Source organism: Winogradskyella bathintestinalis (assembly GCF_030407435.1).
GTDB classification, from domain to species: Bacteria; Bacteroidota; Bacteroidia; order Flavobacteriales; family Flavobacteriaceae; genus Winogradskyella; species Winogradskyella bathintestinalis.
Genome location: NZ_JASDDK010000001.1, coordinates 1,160,790 through 1,182,260 on the forward strand (window position 1 = coordinate 1,160,790; position 21,471 = coordinate 1,182,260).

General features: G+C 32.4%; 16 protein-coding genes. 15 read left to right on the forward strand and 1 reads right to left on the reverse strand.

Annotation, left to right across the window (positions count from 1 at the left end; genetic code table 11):
• Positions 1-255: 255 nt before the first annotated feature.
• Positions 256-5,343, reverse strand: a complete 5,088-nt coding sequence (locus QMA06_RS04845) for a lamin tail domain-containing protein (RefSeq protein WP_290205721.1) — start codon at positions 5,341-5,343, stop codon at positions 256-258.
• Between the two features lie 769 nt (positions 5,344-6,112).
• On the opposite strand from QMA06_RS04845, the gene QMA06_RS04850 reads away from it, so the two are divergent.
• The 15 genes from QMA06_RS04850 to QMA06_RS04920 all read left to right on the forward strand — a co-directional run bounded on the left by QMA06_RS04850 (position 6,113) and on the right by QMA06_RS04920 (position 21,351).
• A complete protein-coding gene (locus tag QMA06_RS04850; RefSeq protein WP_290205722.1) occupies positions 6,113-6,520 on the forward strand; it encodes a DUF2061 domain-containing protein in 408 nt (135 codons plus the stop codon).
• Entirely contained in the window at positions 6,517-7,107 is a 591-nt protein-coding gene (cysC, locus tag QMA06_RS04855) for an adenylyl-sulfate kinase (protein WP_290205723.1), read from the forward strand. Before QMA06_RS04850 ends, cysC begins: the two co-directional genes overlap by 4 nt.
• A gap of 5 nt (positions 7,108-7,112) precedes the next feature.
• Entirely contained in the window at positions 7,113-8,018 is a 906-nt protein-coding gene (gene cysD / locus QMA06_RS04860; RefSeq protein WP_290205724.1) for a sulfate adenylyltransferase subunit CysD, read from the forward strand.
• Positions 8,019-8,911: 893 nt separating this feature from the next.
• Positions 8,912-10,168, forward strand: a complete 1,257-nt coding sequence (locus QMA06_RS04865) for a sulfate adenylyltransferase subunit 1 (protein WP_290205770.1) — start codon at positions 8,912-8,914, stop codon at positions 10,166-10,168.
• Positions 10,169-10,238: 70 nt separating this feature from the next.
• On the forward strand, positions 10,239-10,595 hold the full coding sequence (locus QMA06_RS04870) for a four helix bundle protein (protein ID WP_290205725.1): 357 nt from the start codon (positions 10,239-10,241) through the stop codon (positions 10,593-10,595).
• 1 nt (position 10,596) lies between these two features.
• Positions 10,597-11,445 carry a 3'(2'),5'-bisphosphate nucleotidase CysQ gene (gene cysQ, locus QMA06_RS04875; protein ID WP_290205726.1) on the forward strand — a complete coding sequence of 283 codons (849 nt, stop codon included), beginning with the start codon at positions 10,597-10,599 and terminating at the stop codon, positions 11,443-11,445.
• A 30-nt stretch (positions 11,446-11,475) separates the two neighbouring features.
• On the forward strand, positions 11,476-12,375 hold the full coding sequence (locus QMA06_RS04880; RefSeq protein ID WP_290205727.1) for a sulfotransferase: 900 nt from the start codon (positions 11,476-11,478) through the stop codon (positions 12,373-12,375).
• Between the two features lie 128 nt (positions 12,376-12,503).
• Positions 12,504-13,967: a lipopolysaccharide biosynthesis protein gene (locus QMA06_RS04885; RefSeq protein ID WP_290205728.1), complete on the forward strand. Its 1,464-nt coding sequence runs from the start codon at positions 12,504-12,506 to the stop codon at positions 13,965-13,967.
• A 1-nt stretch (position 13,968) separates the two neighbouring features.
• Positions 13,969-14,943 (forward strand): sulfotransferase, encoded by a 975-nt coding sequence (locus tag QMA06_RS04890; RefSeq protein ID WP_290205729.1) that lies wholly within the window; start codon positions 13,969-13,971, stop codon positions 14,941-14,943.
• Positions 14,944-15,059: 116 nt separating this feature from the next.
• Positions 15,060-15,575, forward strand: coding sequence for an acyltransferase (locus QMA06_RS04895; RefSeq protein WP_290205730.1), 516 nt, complete (start codon positions 15,060-15,062; stop codon positions 15,573-15,575).
• A gap of 43 nt (positions 15,576-15,618) precedes the next feature.
• Positions 15,619-16,836, forward strand: a complete 1,218-nt coding sequence (locus QMA06_RS04900; protein WP_290205731.1) for an O-antigen ligase family protein — start codon at positions 15,619-15,621, stop codon at positions 16,834-16,836.
• Complete coding sequence (locus tag QMA06_RS04905; protein WP_290205732.1) at positions 16,833-17,894, forward strand: glycosyltransferase; 1,062 nt, start codon at positions 16,833-16,835, stop codon at positions 17,892-17,894. Before QMA06_RS04900 ends, QMA06_RS04905 begins: the two co-directional genes overlap by 4 nt.
• A gap of 1 nt (position 17,895) precedes the next feature.
• The gene (locus QMA06_RS04910; RefSeq protein ID WP_290205733.1) at positions 17,896-18,951 is read left to right on the forward strand and encodes a glycosyltransferase; all 1,056 of its coding nucleotides are present in this window, start codon (positions 17,896-17,898) and stop codon (positions 18,949-18,951) included.
• 1 nt (position 18,952) lies between these two features.
• A complete protein-coding gene (locus QMA06_RS04915) occupies positions 18,953-20,029 on the forward strand; it encodes a glycosyltransferase family 4 protein (RefSeq protein WP_290205734.1) in 1,077 nt (358 codons plus the stop codon).
• Positions 20,023-21,351, forward strand: a complete 1,329-nt coding sequence (locus QMA06_RS04920) for a phenylacetate--CoA ligase family protein (protein ID WP_290205735.1) — start codon at positions 20,023-20,025, stop codon at positions 21,349-21,351. The genes QMA06_RS04915 and QMA06_RS04920 overlap by 7 nt, the downstream gene beginning before the upstream one ends.
• Positions 21,352-21,471 lie beyond the last annotated feature (120 nt).

Consider the following 21,471-nt stretch of genomic DNA (forward strand, 5'->3'; position numbering starts at 1 on the left):
TTGTGTTCAAAAATAATAAATTATTTTATTTAATGCCCTAAAATGCAAAAAGGATTAAACAAAATTTTGTGTTTATTTATAGTATAATATTGTAAATAGGTAATTTACAGCTTATAATTTAGACTTCAAAATTATTGAAACAACCATTTTAATTATTTTCCTATGTAATAAATTAATGGGGTTTAACCAAAAAAAAACGCTGTTCGAATTATGAACAGCATTTTTTTAATAGTCAATAAGAAATATCCTCTAATATTAATCAAGGATTATTTTCTGAGATTTGTTTTGAGTAGTATTGGCCAATTGTACAATATATACCCCAGCATTTAAATGGCTTACACTTATGGTGTGAACATTAGTAGCACTGTCTAAAACAGTAGAGCTAACAATACGTCCTTGTAGGTCATAAATTTTAGCCGTTGTGCTATCTTCTAACTTGCCGGCAACTACAACGGTTTTGTCACTAAGGTTATTATAAATATGTAATGAATTCAAAGTACGAGATGCAGTAGATAATGTGGTCTCTGAAAAACGTAAATAAAAACGTCCTGTGCCACTTAAATCCGTGTTAGGGGTAAGGGTATAGTCTTCAGAATTTAATAACGTAAAGGTGTTAGTTACCGTATCTTCTAAATACACCAATACTGTATTAGGCAACGTAGATTCAGCAATATTAAAAGTGACCTGTTGACCCTGTAAAGCATGAACCCCTAAAGGAATAGAAACCTCGGTATTAAGACTAGCATTATTTATGGTCTGAATTCCCATAGCTACACCTGTATTATCTTCCACTAAATGTGAGTATAAAGAGAAATCACCGGCAGAACCAAAAATACCAGAGTCATAACCAGGATTAAGTCCTAAAGTGGCTGTATCATTAAAGTAGAAATCGGTATTATACGTTTTTGTACTATTTGTAGCTTGTAATCTTAAGTAAGAAATTGACGTTTCTATATTCTGTCTACCAGCGATAAAATCGTCGGTAGATCCAATGGTGCGCATCGCCGGAGTAAATGTAACCTCTCTAGAAGCAAATTTTGAAGCCACTAAGAAACCTTGTCCTGGAGTAATTAGTGCATTAGGATTATTATCAGAATAGGCCTGATTCCAAATTTCCCAGCCATCAGTAGCGTTGCCATTATAACCGTATACTCCACCTTTATCATCCGTAAATAACGTGTTGTTTTCTGCTAAAAATTCAGCTAAATTAATATAAGAAGGGTAAGGGTTACCAATAAGATTCCACTCAGGGAAGGTTAGGCCTTCACTTGTAATAGTAATAGGAACTTCTCCTGTATTTATAGTTCCTGTAAAGGTAAAATTGCCATCATCCGTAGAGGCAGCTCTATAACCAACAGCAGGATCTAGAGTAGCGAATTGAAGTAGAGGATCAACACCGTACGTTACATAGGTGTTGGCTGGTTTTTCAAAAGGTCCAAAAAGATATTTTAACTCAGTGAGACTTAAAAGTCCATTATCTACAATATTTAAGTTAGTTGCAGCAAATGTTGTGAATAGTTGTCCGGTAAGTGGTGCAGATATTAAATCGTTACCACCACTACTTGCGTTTGTATTGACGTGTCTACTATAGGTTGTAAGTCCAACTCCGCTTACAGCATTAGTAATTAAACTAGGGTATTCCTCTGAAGTAGATTCAAGCCTTAATAGACCATTATTAACTAGACCGCCTGAAGTTATAATACTATTAGCGTTCGCAATATCTAATATGGCGCCAAATTCTATAATCAGATTATTAGTTGAAGTAGGAGATGTAATACTTGTAGTACCAGTCTCTATAGTAATATTATCTATTACTCGTGCAATCCCACTTGGATCGGCTGGTGTCCAACCACCGAGAGTATTGTAAACATAGTTTAGCGGAGTCGTTACACAATTAGACGTATGAGAACCAAGGTTAGAAAAGTCATCTGTACCTAAGGTCGTCCATTCAGTAGCTAAAGTGGTAAAACTTGTAGATCCGCATCCAGAAGGGTCTATTGACACACCTTCACAAACAGCAGTATTTCTAACAATCGTTTGATTTTCTGTACTGTAACCTCCCGTAGCAGTAAAAGCGTCTCCTGGGTCGCAACCGATATTACCAATAATGTCTATAACAACACCATTCTTTTTAAGCACAACCGTGTCGTTTCCATTAAAAAAACAAACATTAGAATTATACGCCGTCCCATTGAATTGTGAGGTATTTTGCGCTTGTAAAACAATGACATCACCGTTAGCAAGCGATGCTGGGAAAACATTATCAGTGAAATTTTCAGTTTGAGTAGGAGATGAGCTACCATCTGAATACAATTCAACAGAATAGTCGGACAACGTGATGATAGTACCTGTGCCATTATATATTTCTAAATATTTATTATTGCCTATATTACTACCTTCAACATATTCAGAAAAGAATAAATCAGTGGCACCAAAAGATGGAGCTGTTATATTAAAAGAAGTACTGGTTATGTTCGGATAAACATCATCAGCAGCAGTTAATACTAAACCAGAACCAACTACGGTATGTGCAAGTGATGAAAATGTCGCTATACCATCTATGGCAGTTTCAGTTACTGGCGAACCGGTTAATGTGCCTGTCGACGTAATGTCTACATCTAAATTATAATCTATATCTAAGTTGCCATTGGCATCTACACCAGAAACCGTTACAGCAGGGCTCATTATGGCATTCAATTCTGTATCTGATGCTTGTTCTGAAAACACAAGTGCTGTTGCATCCACATCTATAGTTATATTATTACCAACGACGTCTCCTAAAAGGAACGGATCAGCAAGACCTGAACCCGTTAAATCGGTTTCAAATCCACTAGCACTTTCTTCTATTTGTAACTGAATGATACTTCCGTCAACAATATCTGTTGTATTTAAGTAAATTCCTAAAACAAATTCTAAAGACGCTCCGTCTGTAATGCTGATAGGTATATCAAATTCCAAAATAATCTCTGAGTCTGTAATGGTAGTAGTAGGAGTATAATCAATTAAGTTGTCATCATATAACGTGATACCTTGTATATGGTCAGTCCAATCTGCCGTGTTGTTTGGGCCTGGCACAAAACGCATGGTAGTTACATTTGTTGGTGCATTATCAGCTGTACCTTGATCTTGTATAACAAATCCAAAAGCATCTTCGGCAGTACCACTCGTAGTGACATCAGCAGCTATAATTGGTGTTAATAATTCGATTTGAGTGGAAGGTGCGAATACTTCAGTATCTATATCTAAAGCATTATAGATATCAATATTTTGTAAGCGCCAGTCTTCTGCACCACCACCAAAGTTCATATCATATTTAAAAGCTAAATAAGCTGTACCTGTAATGCTTGATGCATCTACAGAAGTAACAGAAGCAGTAGATAAACTTCCACTAGAAGAAGTGTTATTCGGATCAAAGCTAAGTGCGGTCCAAGTAGCTGTGGTAGGATCTCCGCCTGTATAATCTGTTGAGTATAGTAATTCAAATTCACCTGGTGTATTAGTTGCGTTTCCATAACGTTCTCGGGTCGTAACATCAATGTTTACTGACTCGTAAGTGTCAAAATCGATGGAGAAATTTGAGATTAACCAATCTGTATCATCTGAGCCAGGGAATCCGTTTATTGCATATTCACCTCCAGAACAAATCCATTCATCATTTCCTGCTTCGTCAAAAGGAGTCCACTCTGCTGTACCACAATTAGAGAAATCTTCATTATATGGTAGTGTAATTGGTGGTGCCACATCATTATTTGTAATAGTAAGTGTGAATGTACTGTTTGAACCTGAGACAGCACTGCTGCCACCAATTATACTTTGTATTTCAAAAGTTAAAGTCTCATTAGCTTCAAGAAGAGCGTCATCGGTAACGGTTAAGGTAACAATTTGATTTATTGCAGATCCACTAAGAAATGTTACAGTTTGAGTTGTGTAACCATTAATATCAGCAGCATCTCCGTCACCACCAATAAGAACCACATCAAAACTTGTTGCAGTGGCAACTTCGTTAATAATTGTAAATTCTAAACCATAAGTACCAACATCTTCTGAAACAGAGGCGAAGCTTGATACAAATTCTACAGTTGTTGGGAAATCATTATTTGTTATCGTTAAATCAAAAGCGTTGTTTGTACCAACAGCGGCACTATTTCCTCCAGCGACATTTTGAATTTCAAATGTAAACACTTCATCAGGTTCTATAATAGCATCATCAGTGACTGTAATAGTAACTGTTACATCTGTAGTTGAACTTCCTGGAAACGTTTCAGATTGTGTCGTGTAAGAATCTATATCGACAGCATCACCTGAAGTTAATACCACATCAAATGTTGTTGCGGCAATATCTTCATTGGCAATTTCTATAACTAAATCATAAGTACCTGCACTTTCAGGGACAGAAGCAGATGTTGAGCTAAATTGTACTTTAGTACTAGCAAGGGTATCGAAATCACCAATTAAAGCTGTGCTCATATAACACGTGTCTGTATCATTATATTCGTAAACAGCAACATGATACGTTTCATTTTGAGTTAATCCAGTAACGTCTACTGATGTTCCAGAGCCATTATAAACCACATAGTTTCCGGTTCCTAATTCTGTTCCAGATGCAAATGCTGCTTCATCAGTATAGTCAGTTCCACTTATAGGTGTAAAATCAACGGTGGCACCTGCTTTCATAATTACAATTACATTGTCACCATTGCCACGTGTCCATGATAAGGTTGATGAGTTCGTTGTGACACTAGATGCGGAAAATGTCGTTGCTGCCGTTGTTGGGGCTGTACAAGTGGGGGCAGCAATACCTTCAAGCATGAAATTGTCTAAACCAGCATAATCACCTCCGTTTTGAGTAACTCTGATTTCTAAACCTACTGAATTAGTTCCATCTGGTATGCTGAGAGTTTGAGTTAAGTATCCGTTTGTTGAGTAATTACTAGACCCATCAACTAATTTAATCTCTGATTGATATAAGCCATCTAAGATAACTGTATAATAGAGATCATCGCCATTATCAAATGCAATTATTTCATAATCGAATTTAATTGAAATAGAAGTGTAGTCAGAAACGGAAATATCACTAAATGTAATACTCTCTCCAGATGAACTTCCACAATTTCCATTTAAATCTGCAATTCCCCAAAATTGAGATCCTGCCGAAGGGTTTATATCATTTAATACAGCCGAATAATCCCATCGGTCAGATCCAGAAGTACATGCTGGGGTGGAAAACGTTGTAGCCCAGGTGTCTGATGTGTTTTGTTCAAAACCTTGGTAAGCAATAATGGTCTGCCCAAAGCCAAAATTTCCTATTAAAAGGAGTAATAATAAAGTGTAAAAGTGTTTCATAATAATGAGTTTTTATCAATAGCAATTAGAGGGTTGTGTAAAACGCTGCCGTGCAAAAATACTAAAATTTTAAATTTGTGTGTTTCACAATCAAAATGTTGATTAATTTTTGATGTAAGTCGATGTGCCGTATAAGTGGGTTAATCTGCTTAAGGTCACAAATATATAAATATTATTGCGATACAGTCAACGAGGTTCAATAAAAAAAAATAATTAAAAACACGATAAAATGTTGTTAAATTCGTTAAACTGTATGTTTTGTAAAAGAAATACAGAGGAGACTAATTTGAAAGGGGATTCTTATGTGATATTATTTTTTAGGCTTCAGGTTAAAATTAGTCGTGTAATGAAGTTTAACAGTGCTAAAATAGTTTCTATGATATTAATACATGTTGTCCGAAGTTCTTAATAGTTATGGTTAATACATTTTAAGTCAAAGTATCTTCGTTAAAAAATTTTGATATTTATATTATATATGGTAAACACCTAAATGAATTTTTATTAATTTCTCGATCACTAAGTATTAATAATTAACTATTTTTGCAACTTTTATTAGAAGCTAAATTGTAGTATGAAGTTTATTTGCTGATAAGCTTCCTGTTCAAATAACATGTATTATTAGGTGGTTGGCTTTTTGTTTTTGGTAATTTAAATGAAGTGTACATTACAAATATAATAGACTTAACTGTATAAAGTTATATAATATATTATATGAAATTTTCAATATTTTTGAGCTTTGAAATTTAGTAAACGGCATTTGGTCAAAACTATGACTTGGCGTATTATAGGGACGTTAGACACCTTTCTGCTTTCATGGTTTATTTCTAATGATGTTTCCATGGGGTTTCTAATCGGTGGTTTTGAATTAGTGACTAAAATGCTCCTGTATTATGTGCATGAAAGAGTTTGGTTCAAGTCCAAAATAAAATCTTCAAACCGACGTCATATTTTTAAAACATTTTCTTGGCGTGCAGTAGGCACATTAGATACCATTATTTTAGGTTGGATTATTACAGGAAACCCCATCACAGGATTAAAAATTGGCGGAGCAGAAGTGATAACTAAAATGGTTTTGTATTTTGCGCACGAAAAGCTATGGTATCGCATAGATTTTGGCTTAAATCAAAGAAACGAAAGAAAGCGATTAAGCAATTTAAAAAACACAAAAGAGGTATGAGCTCAAATACGGTGAGACACGACTATAAAGTGACCAAAGAAAATCGCCAAAAACAAATGGGGCATCGTTCTTTATTGTTATGGTTTACGGGGTTGTCGGGCTCAGGAAAATCGACCTTAGCGAATTTGGTGGAGCTAGAATTGCACAAAAAAGGCATTGCAACCTATAGCTTAGATGGTGATAATATTAGACAGGGCATTAATAAAGATCTGAGTTTCGCTCCAGAAGACCGTACCGAAAATATAAGACGCATTGCAGAAATAAGTAACCTGATGGTGGACGCAGGTGTGGTAACTTTAGCGGCCTTTGTGTCTCCGTATATAGCGGATAGAGAAAACATAAAACACATTGTGGGTGCTCCTAATTTTATTGAAATCTATGTCAATACCTCGCTTGAAGAATGCGAACGTCGAGATGTAAAAGGATTATACAGAAAAGCTAGAGCTGGAGAAATCAAAAATATGACAGGGATTTCAGCACCTTATGAAGCACCAATTAATCCGGATATCGAAATTAAAACGGATCACCAAGATATAAACACCTCAGTGCAAACCATTCTAGAGGTTATTATTCAAAAATTAAAATAAAAAACATGAGTAATTACGTAATTAATCATTTAAAAGAATTAGAATCGGAAGCTATTTTTGTAATAAGAGAGATTGCTGCACAATTCGAAAATCCCGTACTGTTATTTTCAGGCGGAAAAGATTCCATTTTGTTGACGCACTTAGCAAAAAAAGCGTTCTTTCCTGCAAAAATACCATTTCCTTTAATTCATATTGATACAGGACACAATTTTCCGGAGACGATTGCTTTTAGAGATGCCTTGGTTGAAAAACTTGGTGTAAAACTTATTGTAGGCTCTGTACAAGAAGCGATTGATAAAGGACGTGCTAAAGAAGAAACTGGTGCTGATGCCTCGCGTAATTCACTTCAAATTGTTTCGTTATTAGATACTTTAGAAGAATATAAAGTAGATGCTGCTATGGGTGGCGCAAGACGTGACGAAGAAAAAGCACGTGCTAAAGAGCGTTTCTTCTCGCACCGAGATGAATTTGGACAATGGGATCCTAAAAATCAAAGACCAGAATTATGGAACCTATTCAACGGTCGTAAAAATTATGGTGAGCATTTTAGAGTATTCCCAATTTCTAACTGGACAGAAATGGACGTTTGGGAATATATTAAATTAGAAAATATTGAGTTACCATCATTGTATTTTTCACATCAGCGCGATTGTGTGATTAGAGATGGTGTGATTTTAGCAAATTCAGAATTTATTAAATTAAAGGAAAATGAAGAGGTGGTGAATATGACCATCCGTTACCGTACTTGTGGAGATATGCCAATTACGGGAGCCGTAGAATCTGAAGCAGATAATTTAGATAAGATTATTGAAGAAATTGCAACAACAAGAACGACAGAACGTGGTGGACGTGCAGATGATAAACGTGCAGAAACAGCCATGGAAGATCGTAAAAAACAAGGGTACTTTTAAAACATAAGAAAATAGAGGTTAGAACCTAGAATATAGACTTTTTTGAGTGCTATTCTAAGGTTGAATTTTTATAAGAATTTAACGGCTGAACAATAGGAACGGTTTGTTTATGCTGTTTTAAAATGAGTTGCAAACTTTACCAAATGCCAAAACAACCTAACAATTATTTTACGTAAAAAATGATTTGAAGCGAAGGGGGTAAACAAAAATATCAGGAAATAGATTACATTAATGAAAACATATTATAAATATAAATTTAAGTGATTTTAAGAAAACGGCAGACCATTTTTGTGCCGTAGTAAAAGAAATTTTTAGGAAAATAATTTTCAGTTATGATTTTTTTGTTTCGTTTTTTGATCAAGCAAAAAATGAAAAAAGTGAAAAGGGAAGATAAATTTTGAAGTTTTACACAAACTATAAATCAATTTTTAGAAAACAAAAAAGAATAGAAGTTAGAGTCTAGAATATCGCCATTTTTGAGTGCTATTCCGCGAGGTCGGTTTTAAATCAAGAACCTGTTTAGGAGACAATTTGAAAGGTAGCTTATATAGTTTTAAAAGGGTGCAAATTTCACCAAATGCCAAACTAACCTAACAATTATTTTACGTGAAAAATGATTTGAAGCGAAGGGGTAAACAAAAATATCAGGAAACAGATGACATTAATGAAAACATATTATAAATATAAATTGAAGTAATTTAAAGAAAACGGCAGACCATTTTTGTGCCGTAGTAAAAGAAATTTTTAGGAAAATAATTTTCAGTTATGATTTTTTTGTTTCGTTTTTTGATCAAGCAAAAAATGAAAAAATAAAAAAGAATATGAAGTTTTAAGTAGTCACAATGATATTAGACTTGCTAAAACGTACCAGACAAAAGAAAACAAACAACACCATGAAATACCAAGACATAGAATTACTAAGATTCACAACAGCCGGAAGTGTAGATGACGGAAAAAGTACACTAATAGGGCGCTTATTGTATGATAGTAAATCAATTTTTCAAGATCAATTAGATGCTGTGGAAGAGTCAAGCAAATCAAAAGGATTTGATTATGTGGATTTGTCTTTACTTACAGACGGTTTAAAATCTGAGCGCGAACAAGGCATCACCATCGATGTGGCGTATCGTTATTTCGCCACTCCAAAACGTAAATTTATAATCGCAGATACTCCTGGTCATATACAGTACACGCGTAATATGGTGACGGGTGCATCAACAGCTAATTTGGCCATTATACTAATAGATGCTAGAAAAGGGATGCTAGAGCAAACCCATCGTCATGCTTTTATTGCGTCGTTGTTACGTATCCCGCATGCCATAGTATGTGTGAATAAAATGGATTTGGTGGATTATAGTGAAGAGGTGTATAATAACATCGTTTCCGATTTTAAGACGTTTTCGTCTAAGTTGGGCATTAAAGATATTCAGTTTATTCCTATTTCGGCTTTAAATGGCGATAATGTGGTGAATCGTTCAGAGCACATGGATTGGTATCAAGGGAGTACGCTGATGTACCACTTGGAAACCGTGCATATTTCAAGCGATCATAATTTGGTCGATTGCCGTTTCCCAATTCAATCGGTAATTCGTCCTCATACATTAGAAAACCAAGATTATAGAGGTTTCGCTGGTCGTATTGACGGTGGAGTGTTTAAACCTGGCGATAAAGTGAAATCCTTGCCTTCGGGATTTGTCTCTACAATTAAAACGATTGAGCTTAACGGAGAGCAAATTCAAGAAGCTTTTGCACCAATGTCGGTAACGATGACCTTGGAAGATGAAATAGACAATAGCCGAGGAGATATGATTGTGCGTGAGAATAATGTGCCAGAAATCAGTCAAGATTTAGAGGTGTTAGTGACATGGATGAGCACAAAACCAATTCAGGCACGTACCAAAGTGGTCATTAAACACACAACTAATGAATCTATTGGTATGCTTAAGGAATTAAAATACAAAATAGATATTAATACCTTGCATAGAATAGAAGGTATTGATAAGGTGGAGATGAATGATATAGCAAGGGTGTCTATTAGAACCGCTAAGCCTATATTTTATGATGCCTATAAGAAAAATCGTCAAACCGGAAGTATTATTATTATAGATGAACAAACCAATGAAACCATTGGTGCTGGGATGATTATTTAATGGTGATGCGGTGAAATAGTGATGCGATGATGCGGTGAATCTTTAAAATAGGAATTTTAAAATTTTAATAATGACTCATAAAGATTTAGAAGTTTATAAATTAAGTTTAAATCTAGTAGAGGATATTTATAAACTTACGAAGGGTTTTCCTGCATCTGAAAACTTTGGATTGACCTCTCAACTTAGAAGAGCAGCTGTTTCGTTGCCTTCAAATATAGCTGAGGGTTCGAGTAGAGGTTCTACAAAGGATTTTATTCGATTTTTAAATATGGCATCGGGATCATTAGCCGAAATAGAAACACAGTTAGTCATAGCAGAACGAATTGGGTATATTACATTCGATGATACATTACAAAACAACATCATTACAATTAGAAAAATGTTATACCGTCTAAAACAGGCTTTAAGAAAAAAACTAAGTAAGTAAAATGAATCATAAAAGTTCCAATCAAACGAATCACCGCGTCACCACCTCACCGCCTCACCGTCTCACCGAATTACTGCATCACAGTATCTCCGCAGCCCTAGAAGCAGGAAAAGCAATTCTAGACATCTATCATTCCGATGATTTTCAAGTAGAACTGAAAGGTGACGATTCGCCTTTAACCAAAGCAGATATCGCATCACACAACGTTATTATGTCGCACTTGAAAGCAACAAATATTCCTGTCTTATCTGAAGAAGGGAAGTCAATTCCTTATGAAGAACGAAAGGACTGGAGGCAACTTTGGATTGTAGATCCAATAGATGGCACTAAAGAATTTATTAAACGTAATGGTGAGTTTACGGTAAACATTGCACTGGTCGAGAATCAAAAAACAGTTATTGGTGTTATTTATGTACCTGTTTTAAACGATCTATATTTTTCAACTTCAGAAATGGGAGCTTTTAAAGTCAAAGTAAATTTGGAAGATTATGATGTAGATGCTTTAATGCAACAAGGCCATAAATTACCTTTAGAGCGAGAAGATAAAACCTTTACCATTGTGGCAAGTCGCTCACATCGATCTCCAGAAACAGATGATTATATTAATCAAATGCGAGAAAAACATGGTGATGTAAACCTGATTTCTAAAGGAAGTTCATTAAAACTATGTATGGTCGCCGAAGGACAGGCGGATTGTTATCCGAGATTTGCGCCAACCATGGAATGGGATACCGCAGCTGGGCAAGCCATTTGTGAGCATGCCGGTTTTGAGGTAATAGATTGGAGTACGAAAGAACGGATGTTGTATAATAGAGCGGAGCTTTTGAATGCTTGGTTTTTGGTGTATTGATTGCAATTATACTTTGTTAACATAATAGCTATGAAAAGTAAAAATTTAAAGCCAATAATCTTAATAGGATTTGGTAGATCAGGAACAAGTATTATAGCTGATATTGTATTGAGTCATGGAAAACTTGCCATAATTTCTAATTATAATGCAAAGTATCCTCAGAACAAGTATATTAATTTAATAAGGTTGTTTTTTCGAAATAGAATATTTAATATTCTAGGACAAAAAAAGCAGATCAATAAGACCGCCTTTATTAATCGATTTGCTTTTAGAAATTCAGAAGCTTATGCTTTCCACAATTTTGTTAATAATGTTGATTTTGGTAAAGGATTTCTGAATGATGTTAATCTTAGTGATTCGGAGGTCAATGAAATAAGAAAAAAATATACGCAAATTGCTAGTTATCAGCTTAAAGAGCGTTTAGGCTTTAAAATAACAGGACCGTCCAAAATCAAATATTTAAATCAAATATTTCCGAAAGCACAATTCATCTATATCGAAAGGGATCCATTACCAAATATTAGATCATTGTTGAAAGTTGATTTTTACCAGGATAGAAAACACGATTTGTGGTGGGAAGGAAATCAAATTTATTCAAAAAAAGAGCTTGATTTTGTAAATAAAAATATGAATAAACCAGAACTTATTGCTGCTTTACAATATTTTAAAATTAAAAATAACCATCAATCAGAAATTAAAGAGCTCGGCATAGAAAATAAAGTGCTTACCGTTAAATATGAAGATTTTATTGCACAACCTGAGATCCAAATTGACCGAATTTTAAAATTTACTAACCTAACAAGAGATAATAGTATAGCTAAATTTATGGCAAATAATAAAATTTTTAATCGAAATAAAAAAGAAGAATATTACTTTTCACAAACAATGGACGAAAATGTGAATAAAATCGCTATTAACGGCGTTACATAAGGATAATTAAGAGACTATTTTTTCTTTTAAACAAAGAAAAAATAACCGTTCTTTTAAATAATTGTTTTCTTAAAAGAAAAAGTATGGTCTAGCAATAAGTTGTCTATTTGCTCCTAAAAATCTATTAAATGAGTTTAAAAGAAAAAACAATTTCTGGTATATTTTGGTCGTTTCTTCAACAAGTAGGTGGAAAAGGGCTAGGATTTGTAGTAACAATTATTCTTGCCCGCCTCTTAACTCCTGAAGCATTTGGACTTATTGGAATGCTTGTGATTTTTATTCAAGTTAGTGAGGTTATTGTACAGGGTGGATTTAACTTAGCTTTAATACAAAAAAAAGAAATTGATGATTTGGATTATTCTTCCGTCTTTTGGATTAATCTAATTACAAGCTTAGCATTATATATTATTATATTTTTTGGTGCTCCTTACATTGCATCATTTTATGGACATCCCATTTTAGAACAATTAGTACGTGTACTTTCTTTGGTTTTTGTAATTAATTCTTTTTCCATTGTACAAGAGACTAAGCTTAGAAAAGAATTAAACTTTAAAACCTTGATGTTGGTACATTTGCCTTCAACGATAATTGGTGGTATTATGGCAATATTTATGGCCTATAGAGGCTATGGAGTATGGAGTTTAGTAGCTTTACAAGTTATGAATAGATTGCTCTATACAATTCAAATCTGGATACATGCCAGGTGGAAACCACAAATTATATTTCGTTGGGATCGTATTAAAATTTTATTCGATTTTGGGTGGAAAATTTTTCTATCTGGAATCATTGGTAGAGTTTATAACAATACTTTTCAGATAATTATTGGAAAATTTTATCCAGCTGCAAGCTTAGGTTATTATCAAAACTCTATAACTTTTGTCAGAAAGCCTTCAGAAACACTTTCTGCTGTTTTACGTAATGTAACATTTCCAGCTTTCTCTACTATTCAAAGTGATCATAAACGCCTAAAATCCGGATATAAAAAAATAATGCAACAAACCTTTTTTTGGCTTTGTCCGGTATTTGTTTTTGCAGCCGTATTGGCCGTTCCTTTATTTGATGTTGTGCTTGGTTCGAAATGGTTGCCAGCTGTCCCATATTTTCGGTGGTTATGTATAATTGGTATAATAAATCCCTTGAGTAAATACAATCTTGAAATATTAAATGTTAAAGGACGTAGTGATTTGTTTTTGAAAGTACAATTGGTGGAACGCATTATTACCGTGCTCGCTGTCTTGGCTGTATTTAAATTTAGTATCACAGCTTTGTTGGTCGTTATGGCTGCCAACTCATTATTACGTTATGGTCTCTTTAGCTATTTTTCTGGGAGACTTATTGATTATCCTTCTTCCGAACAGTTTAAACATATTTTACCGACATTTTTAATAAGTATAGCTGTTGGCATTGGCATCGCATGTTTAGATAAACTTATAGCCGACAATTTCACGAGCTTTATTCGAATTCTGGTTGGTGGAATATGTGCTACAGGAAGCTATTGGTTATTGTCACATTTATTTAAAATAGCGCCTTATCAGGAGATTGTTATTATTTTCAACAGTAAAATAAGTCATAAAATTCGCCTTAAAAAATAATATGGAAAAACAAAAGCATCTTGATGATAATATAAGTCAAATCGATAACTTAGTTATTTACATTATAGGACTAAATAGATCGGGGTCAACTTTATTGGATAATATTTTATCATATCACGAACAAGTTATGTCAGTAGGTGAACTCCACAATTTAAATGGTTATTATTGTAAAACAGGTTTTGGGCGTCGACAAAACTGGTTATGCAGTTGCAACTCTGAGGTTAAAGAATGTTCCTTCTGGTCAAAAGTTATCAAAGATACATCTTTTTCAAAAGAGTTTATAACTAAATTAGAAGATACCAAATACTACAAAACAGATATCTTGAGCAGTTATTTTATTAAAAAAAATTTTCATAAAAATATTCAACACACTCAAAATAATCTAACAGGTGAAACATTTGCAAATAATACATGGGCTTTATATGAAAGTGTCTTTCGACATTCAAAAAAAAATATTATTATAGATTCTTCCAAGGAAATCTCGGAGGCATATTTTATAAACAAATACAAAAAAAGTAATATTAAATTCTTACTTATAGAACGAGATATTTGGGAAGTAGTTTTCTCCAAAAGAAAACGAATTGCAAATTTTACTACAGAGTATAAACAAAAGTTAGGTATTAAAGAGAATTCTATTTATAAAGATATTTTGCTGTCCTATAAAAAAGCTAAGCAAAATAAAGTTATTGCAAAAGAAATTCTCACAAAAGAAAATGCCGATATTAAGGTTGTTAAGTATAGCTGTTTAGCAAAAGCGCCTAACGAGGTTTTAAATGAGATCTGTGATTTTCTTAAAATATCCTCTATTAATATACCCCAAGAAATGGGGATAGGTTCGAGAATTACACATACAATTCATGGTAGCCCAAGCAGATATGAAAAGAAAAAAATTAAATTAGATGAAAGATGGAGGGAATATTATAAAAAAAAGAAAATTGCTTTATGGTGGGCTAGAATACTGCAATTCTTTATTTAAAATGTTGAATAAAAAAATAATAATTTAGATAAAAAAAGAGTTTTGCTTAGGAAAAGTCTAGGTATAGAATAGTTTCCTTCGCTTATTATATACGGACTTATACAAATAATTAAAAAATGATTAAACGTATACGCAAATTATATCGGAATAAATTTTGGTCTTCGGAAAAAAGAGCGACATTTTTAGGAGTTAAAATAGGTTATGGCTGTGATATTCAGGCTGTTTCCTTTGGTTCTGAACCTTATTTGATAGAAAAAGGAAATCATGTTCAAATAACTAAAGGAACAAAATTTTTTACCCACGGAGCCGCCTGGGTCTTAAGAGAAAAGTATCCCGATATAGACTTTTTTGGTAAAATTAGAGTTGGAGACAATGTATATATTGGAAATAGTGCGTTGATTTTGGCTGGTGTAACAATCGGTTCAAATGTAATTATTGCTGCAGGTTCTGTTGTCACCAAGAGTGTTTCTGATAATCAGATCGTAGGAGGGAATCCTGCTAAAATAATTGGAAATATAGAAGAGTTTGAAAAAAGTATTTTACCTTTTAATTTAAAAACAAAGGGGAAAAGCTTCAGTGAAAAGAGAGAAATTTTACTTTCACTTAATGAAAATCGTTTTATTAAGAAATAACGTTTAAAAAAAGTTTTTTTGGTTTACCTGCAATAGAATAGCGATGTTAAAAAAATACCTTTATTTCAATTACTTTTATATTTTCATTGTTCTTATTTGGCCTCCCTTTCAAAAGTTTGTTATTAGAGTAGATGGGGCTGCTAACTCAATTGTTATATTAACGGTTATCTTATTAGCTTTTCAACTCAAAAAGAAAAGGTTTTTTAAAACTGTTTTTAAAAAACCTTTATTGATATATGCAATTTGGGTGGCATATGCTATTTTAAATGCTCTGTTAATAGGGTATTATCTCAATGTGCCAATCTTGACTTTATTTATAACCATATTCGTTCCTCTCGTATTAATGATTATTATAAGCATAGAGTTTTTAAAAAATGAGAAAAAACTCTTAAATGTCTTAATAGTTGGTTTGTATATTGCTGTAGTTTTAATATTATTGTTTATAGGAGAAACAGATAAAGGGAGAACTGGTGGAGAGCTTAATTCTAATACGATTGGTACTATGGCTACTATACTAGTCATGTTGTTATATTTAAAGTTTTACAAACAGTGGCTTACCCTCTTACACTTTTCTTTGCTCTTAATTATTCCTGTGTTTATGATAATTTCAGCGGGATCAAGAACTGCTTTCGGAGGACTTGTATTTTTACTTTTAGTCCATTTCATTGTAAATCGATCCAAAAATATTTTTGTGTTATTTTCTAAAATAAGTTTAGGTATAATAATCTTTGCAATTCCTTTCCACTTTGTTTTGGAGAACACTATTTTAGGAGATAGGGTATTAAATACAACTGAGCAGAGTGAAGGTATGGAGTTTCAAACGGGAAACCCTATTTTAGATCAATTTGGCGATAGAGGCATTTTTTATTATCAAGGATGGTATGTGTTTAAAGAGCATCCAATAACAGGTGTTGGTTTAGGGAATTTTGTTAATTATAATGAATTCGGTTTAGCACAACATTCAGAATACATGATTCAATTATCAGAACTTGGTATTATCGGTTTTATTCTTTTCGCTTTTTTTTACTTCAACGTTTTTAAAAGTCTTAAAAACATAAAGAAAACTACTCGCAATAAAAATAAAAAAAGGGAAGTTGAGCTATACATATTTTATGTGTTAATTATACTTCTTATGATAACTGCTACAAGAATGTACCGTGTTTGGTTTCTATTTGTTATTACAGGGATCGTTATAGGTTATATTAACAAACACAAGCTAATGTATTTTAATAAATTTAAAGAGTTTTCTAATATAAAATGAGTAAACAAAAAATTATTATCTGGACAACCGGTATTGACGATTTAATTGAAAGTAATGGACAAGTAGGAGGATTAATCGTTCAGATGATGCATTGGGCATTCGCATTTCAAAAAGAGAACTTTAAAGTCTATTCATTTACGAAAGGTAGTAATAGAAAATTTAAAGGATTATATTTTCTAAAAATGTCACGAAAAAAACGATTGAGTATCGTATTTGAGACAATCAATTCAATCTACTATATAGTTAAGGTCAGACCTGAAATCATTTTATTTCGCGGTGCTTCTAGAAATCTTTACATAGTCTCAAAAATTTGTGCTTTATTTAAAGTTAAACTAGTTTTTATGGGAGCCAGTGATGTTAACTTTACTCTTGGTAAGGAAAATGTTTCAGGGAGAAGTTATAATAAAAAGTTATATAGAAAAGGATTAAAAAACACACAGTATTTTGCCGTACAAAATAAGATGCAAGCAGATAATTTATTTAAAAATTATAATAAAGAAAGTATTTGCATTCCAAATATTTGGCAAGAAAAATCTAATGCTGTTGATACTAAAGAATTAATTATATGGGTCGGAAATTTTCGAAGTTTAAAACGACCTTACTGGTTTGTAAATTTATCTAAAAAAATTTCAACGGAGCAATTCACTATGGCAGGTTTCCCTGTTAATAAAAAGTTATATGCTGCGTGTTCTGATCATTCTAATAGAATATCTAATTTAGATTTTTTAGGACCAATATCATTTCAAGAAAGTGAGGCACTTTTTGATCGTGCTAAATTGCTAATCTGTACATCTGAATACGAGGGGTTTCCAAATACATTCTTGCAAGCATGGTCCAGAAATATTCCTGTTATATCTACTGTAGATCCAAGTAATCTAATTGCTGAAAATAATTTAGGGTGTTTTGTTGAAAGTGAAGATGAATTATCTAATAAATTGCAGGTTTTAATGAAAAATGAAAAGTTATTCAGTAAAATGGAAGCTAGCATTGCGGAGTATTTTCGGGATAATCACAACCAAGAAGCATATTTGAATAGGCTTTTAAAATATATTGAATAATATGAAAATTCTATATCTAATAGAAGAGCTTGGTGGAGGAGGCAAAGAGCGTCGGTTAGTAGAACTTTTAAAGGGACTAAGTGAAAACAGGGACTATGAAGTTTTTTTGGTTTTAACAAAACGAACCAATAAATATCCAGAAATAAATCAACTTCCAATAAATATCCATAGTTTAAATGGATATTCTAACTTTGCCTTAATACGTCAATATTTCTTAATATTAAAAAAGATAAAACCAAATGTTATTCATACGTGGTCTTTCAAAACAAGTTTTTATATAGCTCTATTAAAACCGTTGTTTACTTTTAAATTTATTGCTGGTTTTATTGGTGATACATTTGGGTTTTCAAAAATTAAGTCACTTGTTGGTAAACAATTTATTTTTAAAAGAGCAGACAGTGTAGTTAGCAACTCTCAGCTAGGATTAGACGCTTATCATGTGCCTAAAACCAAAGGGGTAGTCATATATAACGGTTTTGATTTCAATCGTATATCGAAAAGTAAAATAAGTCAACTTGAGGGAATAGGTATTAAAACACCGTTAAAAATAGTAATGCTAGCAAACGTAACAAAATATAAGAACTACCGACTTTTTATAGATATTGCAGAGTATTTTGTAAAACACCGTAACGATATCACCTTTATCTCAATAGGAGAAATACTTCCAGAGTTTAAAAGTTTAGTTGCCCCTTATATTAATAATAATCATTCGCAGATAAAATTTTTAGGGTTTAGGCAAGATGTAAGTGATTTAATTAAGGATTGTCAAATAGGGCTTTTGTGTACTTATACAGAAGGCATATCCAATTCTATAATTGAATTAATGGCAAACGGAGTTCCCGTTGTAACAAATGATTTGAAAGGTGGAACACGTGAAGTTATTTCTAACGATATAGATGGAATTATTTGTAATGATAATAAAATGGTGAATTCTTTACAAGAATTAATAAAGGATGAAAATTTAAGAGAAACATATTCTAAAAATGCTTCTTGTAAAATTGCATCGGATTTTACATTAACAAAAATGGTTTTTAATTATATTAAAATCTATAATTAATATGAAAAAGACGGCATTTATAGGTCCATTACCACCTCCATTAGGTGGGGTAGCGATGATTAATCAAAGTTTTCAAAATTTAAACTTTAATGGTTATGATATTACTGTTTTCAATACATCAAATAATAGTTTAAGTGAAGATTTATATAGGGGATTTCCTTGGGGAAATATTGGTAAAGAAATATCAAAAATAAAACGACTAAGTGATTTTTTAAATAGCACCAAACCAGATGTAGTGAATATTTTTATTACTTCGGGTTATTCTATTATTAGAGATTTATTCTATTTAAGGATGCTTTACAGAAAAAACATTCCAATAGTTATTCATTTTCATTCGAAAACTAAAGGGGAGTTTGCATTAACCCCTAATAGATTAAAATTGCTTTCAAAATTCTTTAATAAATATGCTAAAAAAATAATACTCTTATCGGAACATCACTATTCCTTTTTTGTAAAGTATTTTGGTTCAAAAAAGTGTGAGGTTATTGAAAATTTTGTGAGTTATGAACACTTTAATAATGAAATAGTAAATAAAACAAATGATTTTTTATATGTAGGTCGCTTAAGCAAGGAAAAAGGTTTTTTTGATTTACTTAAAGCAGTGAAAATCTTAAAAGATAATAAGGTTGTTTGCCGTATTCAGGTTATTGGTGTAGCTCCAACCATTGAAGTTGAAAAACGAATTAATGATATCATAAGTGCAAATCATTTAGAAGATTATTTTGTTTTTAATGGAGCAACTTTTGGTGAATCCAAATATACTTTGTTTAAACAATCAAGTTGTTTAATATTTCCTAGTCATTTAGAAAATTCTCCCGTAGTGCTCAAAGAAGCTATTGCAGCAAAGTTGGCTATCATAGCTTCAGATATTGATGCAAATCAATTAATTTTAAAAGCCGAAAAAAATCACTACTTACATCAAGTAACGTGTCCGGATAGTTTAGCAGTAATTATTGAGAAATTATTAGGTGATTCAGATGTTATGAAAGCCTTTTGTAAGGCTTCAGAGTCGATTAAAGACTATGATAAGAGTATTGCGCGAGAAAAATTATTAAATTTAATGGATAATTTATGTTAGGCAAAATTGAATTTTATCTAAAGCTTTTCGCATGTAAACTAAACGTTTTTTATCCACAACTCCTTGGCTTTGGATATTTGTATTATAAAAATGTTCATGTCAAAAAAAATTTCAAAATCTATAACTCAGAAGATGAGCTCTTAAGTGTTGTTAATAATGCCATAATTAATGTCCCTTATTACAAGAACAAGTATAAAACACCAATAAAATCTGTAAAAGAATTTGAAACTACTTTAGACTTTATTGATAAAAGTGAGGTAATGGCACATTGGGACAATTTTATTTTGCCCAATACTAATCCATCAAAAATTATAACAGGAACAACTGGTGGTACTTCTGGTAAACCTTTAAAACTGGTTATTCCTAGAAATAGATATGTTTTTGAGCTTGGCACCATGTACACCATGTGGGAAAATGTAGGTTGGAAAGGACACATTAGAGCAGTTTTAAGAAATACCAAGTTAAACGATAAGATTAACGTAAAAATTAATCCCTTAAAAAGAGAATTTATCTTTGATGGTTTTAGAACCACAGATGTCTATTTTGAAATTATTTATAATATCATGAAAAAGTATGGTATTAAGTATTTGCATGCTTATCCTAGTAGTGCGTATCAGTTTTCTGTGTTTTTAAAGAGAAAGAATAAGGATACTTCTATTTTTAAAGCCTTTATATGTGGTTCTGAAGCTTTATTGCCAGAACAAGAATATCTCATAAAGAAAGAATTGGGTATTAATATCTATACGTGGTATGGACATTCTGAAAAATTAGTACTTGGTGGTTACTGTCATGGAAATCAACTTATTCATGTTGAACCAACATACGGTTATATAGAACTGATTGATGAAAATGGTAATCACATTACGGAGCCAAATAAAAAAGGAGAAATCGTAGGTACAACATTGCATAATAAATACATGCCTTTAATACGTTATAGAACAGGTGACTATGCGGAATACGTAGCAGATTATTGCGGTGATTGTAATAGGTATTTAACTTTAATTAAAAACATAGAAGGACGTTGGGATAGTAATAAAATTTATCTCTCTGATGGTTCTTACACTACAATTACGGCTTTAAATATGCATGACGACCTCTATACCCATATTAACGGTATGCAATATATTCAATACAATAAAGGGGAACTTATTATTAAACTTATTAAAGATGAGTCTTTTTCTAAAGAAGTCGAAGACAAATTTATTGCGTTTTTTAATTTAATGTTAGGTGACAACTGTAGTTTTCAGTTGCAATTTGTTGAGTCTATAGAAAATGAGAAAAATGGTAAGTTTTTGCCTCTTAAGCAATATGTGAAATTATAATAACAACTGTCAAGCTTCAACTTTTCAAAATTTCTTATTCAATTCTCTTCATTATTATATAATTGATGGTATTTTTGCCTTCCATAATTCTAATAATACATTGCCTTATTAATATTTTTC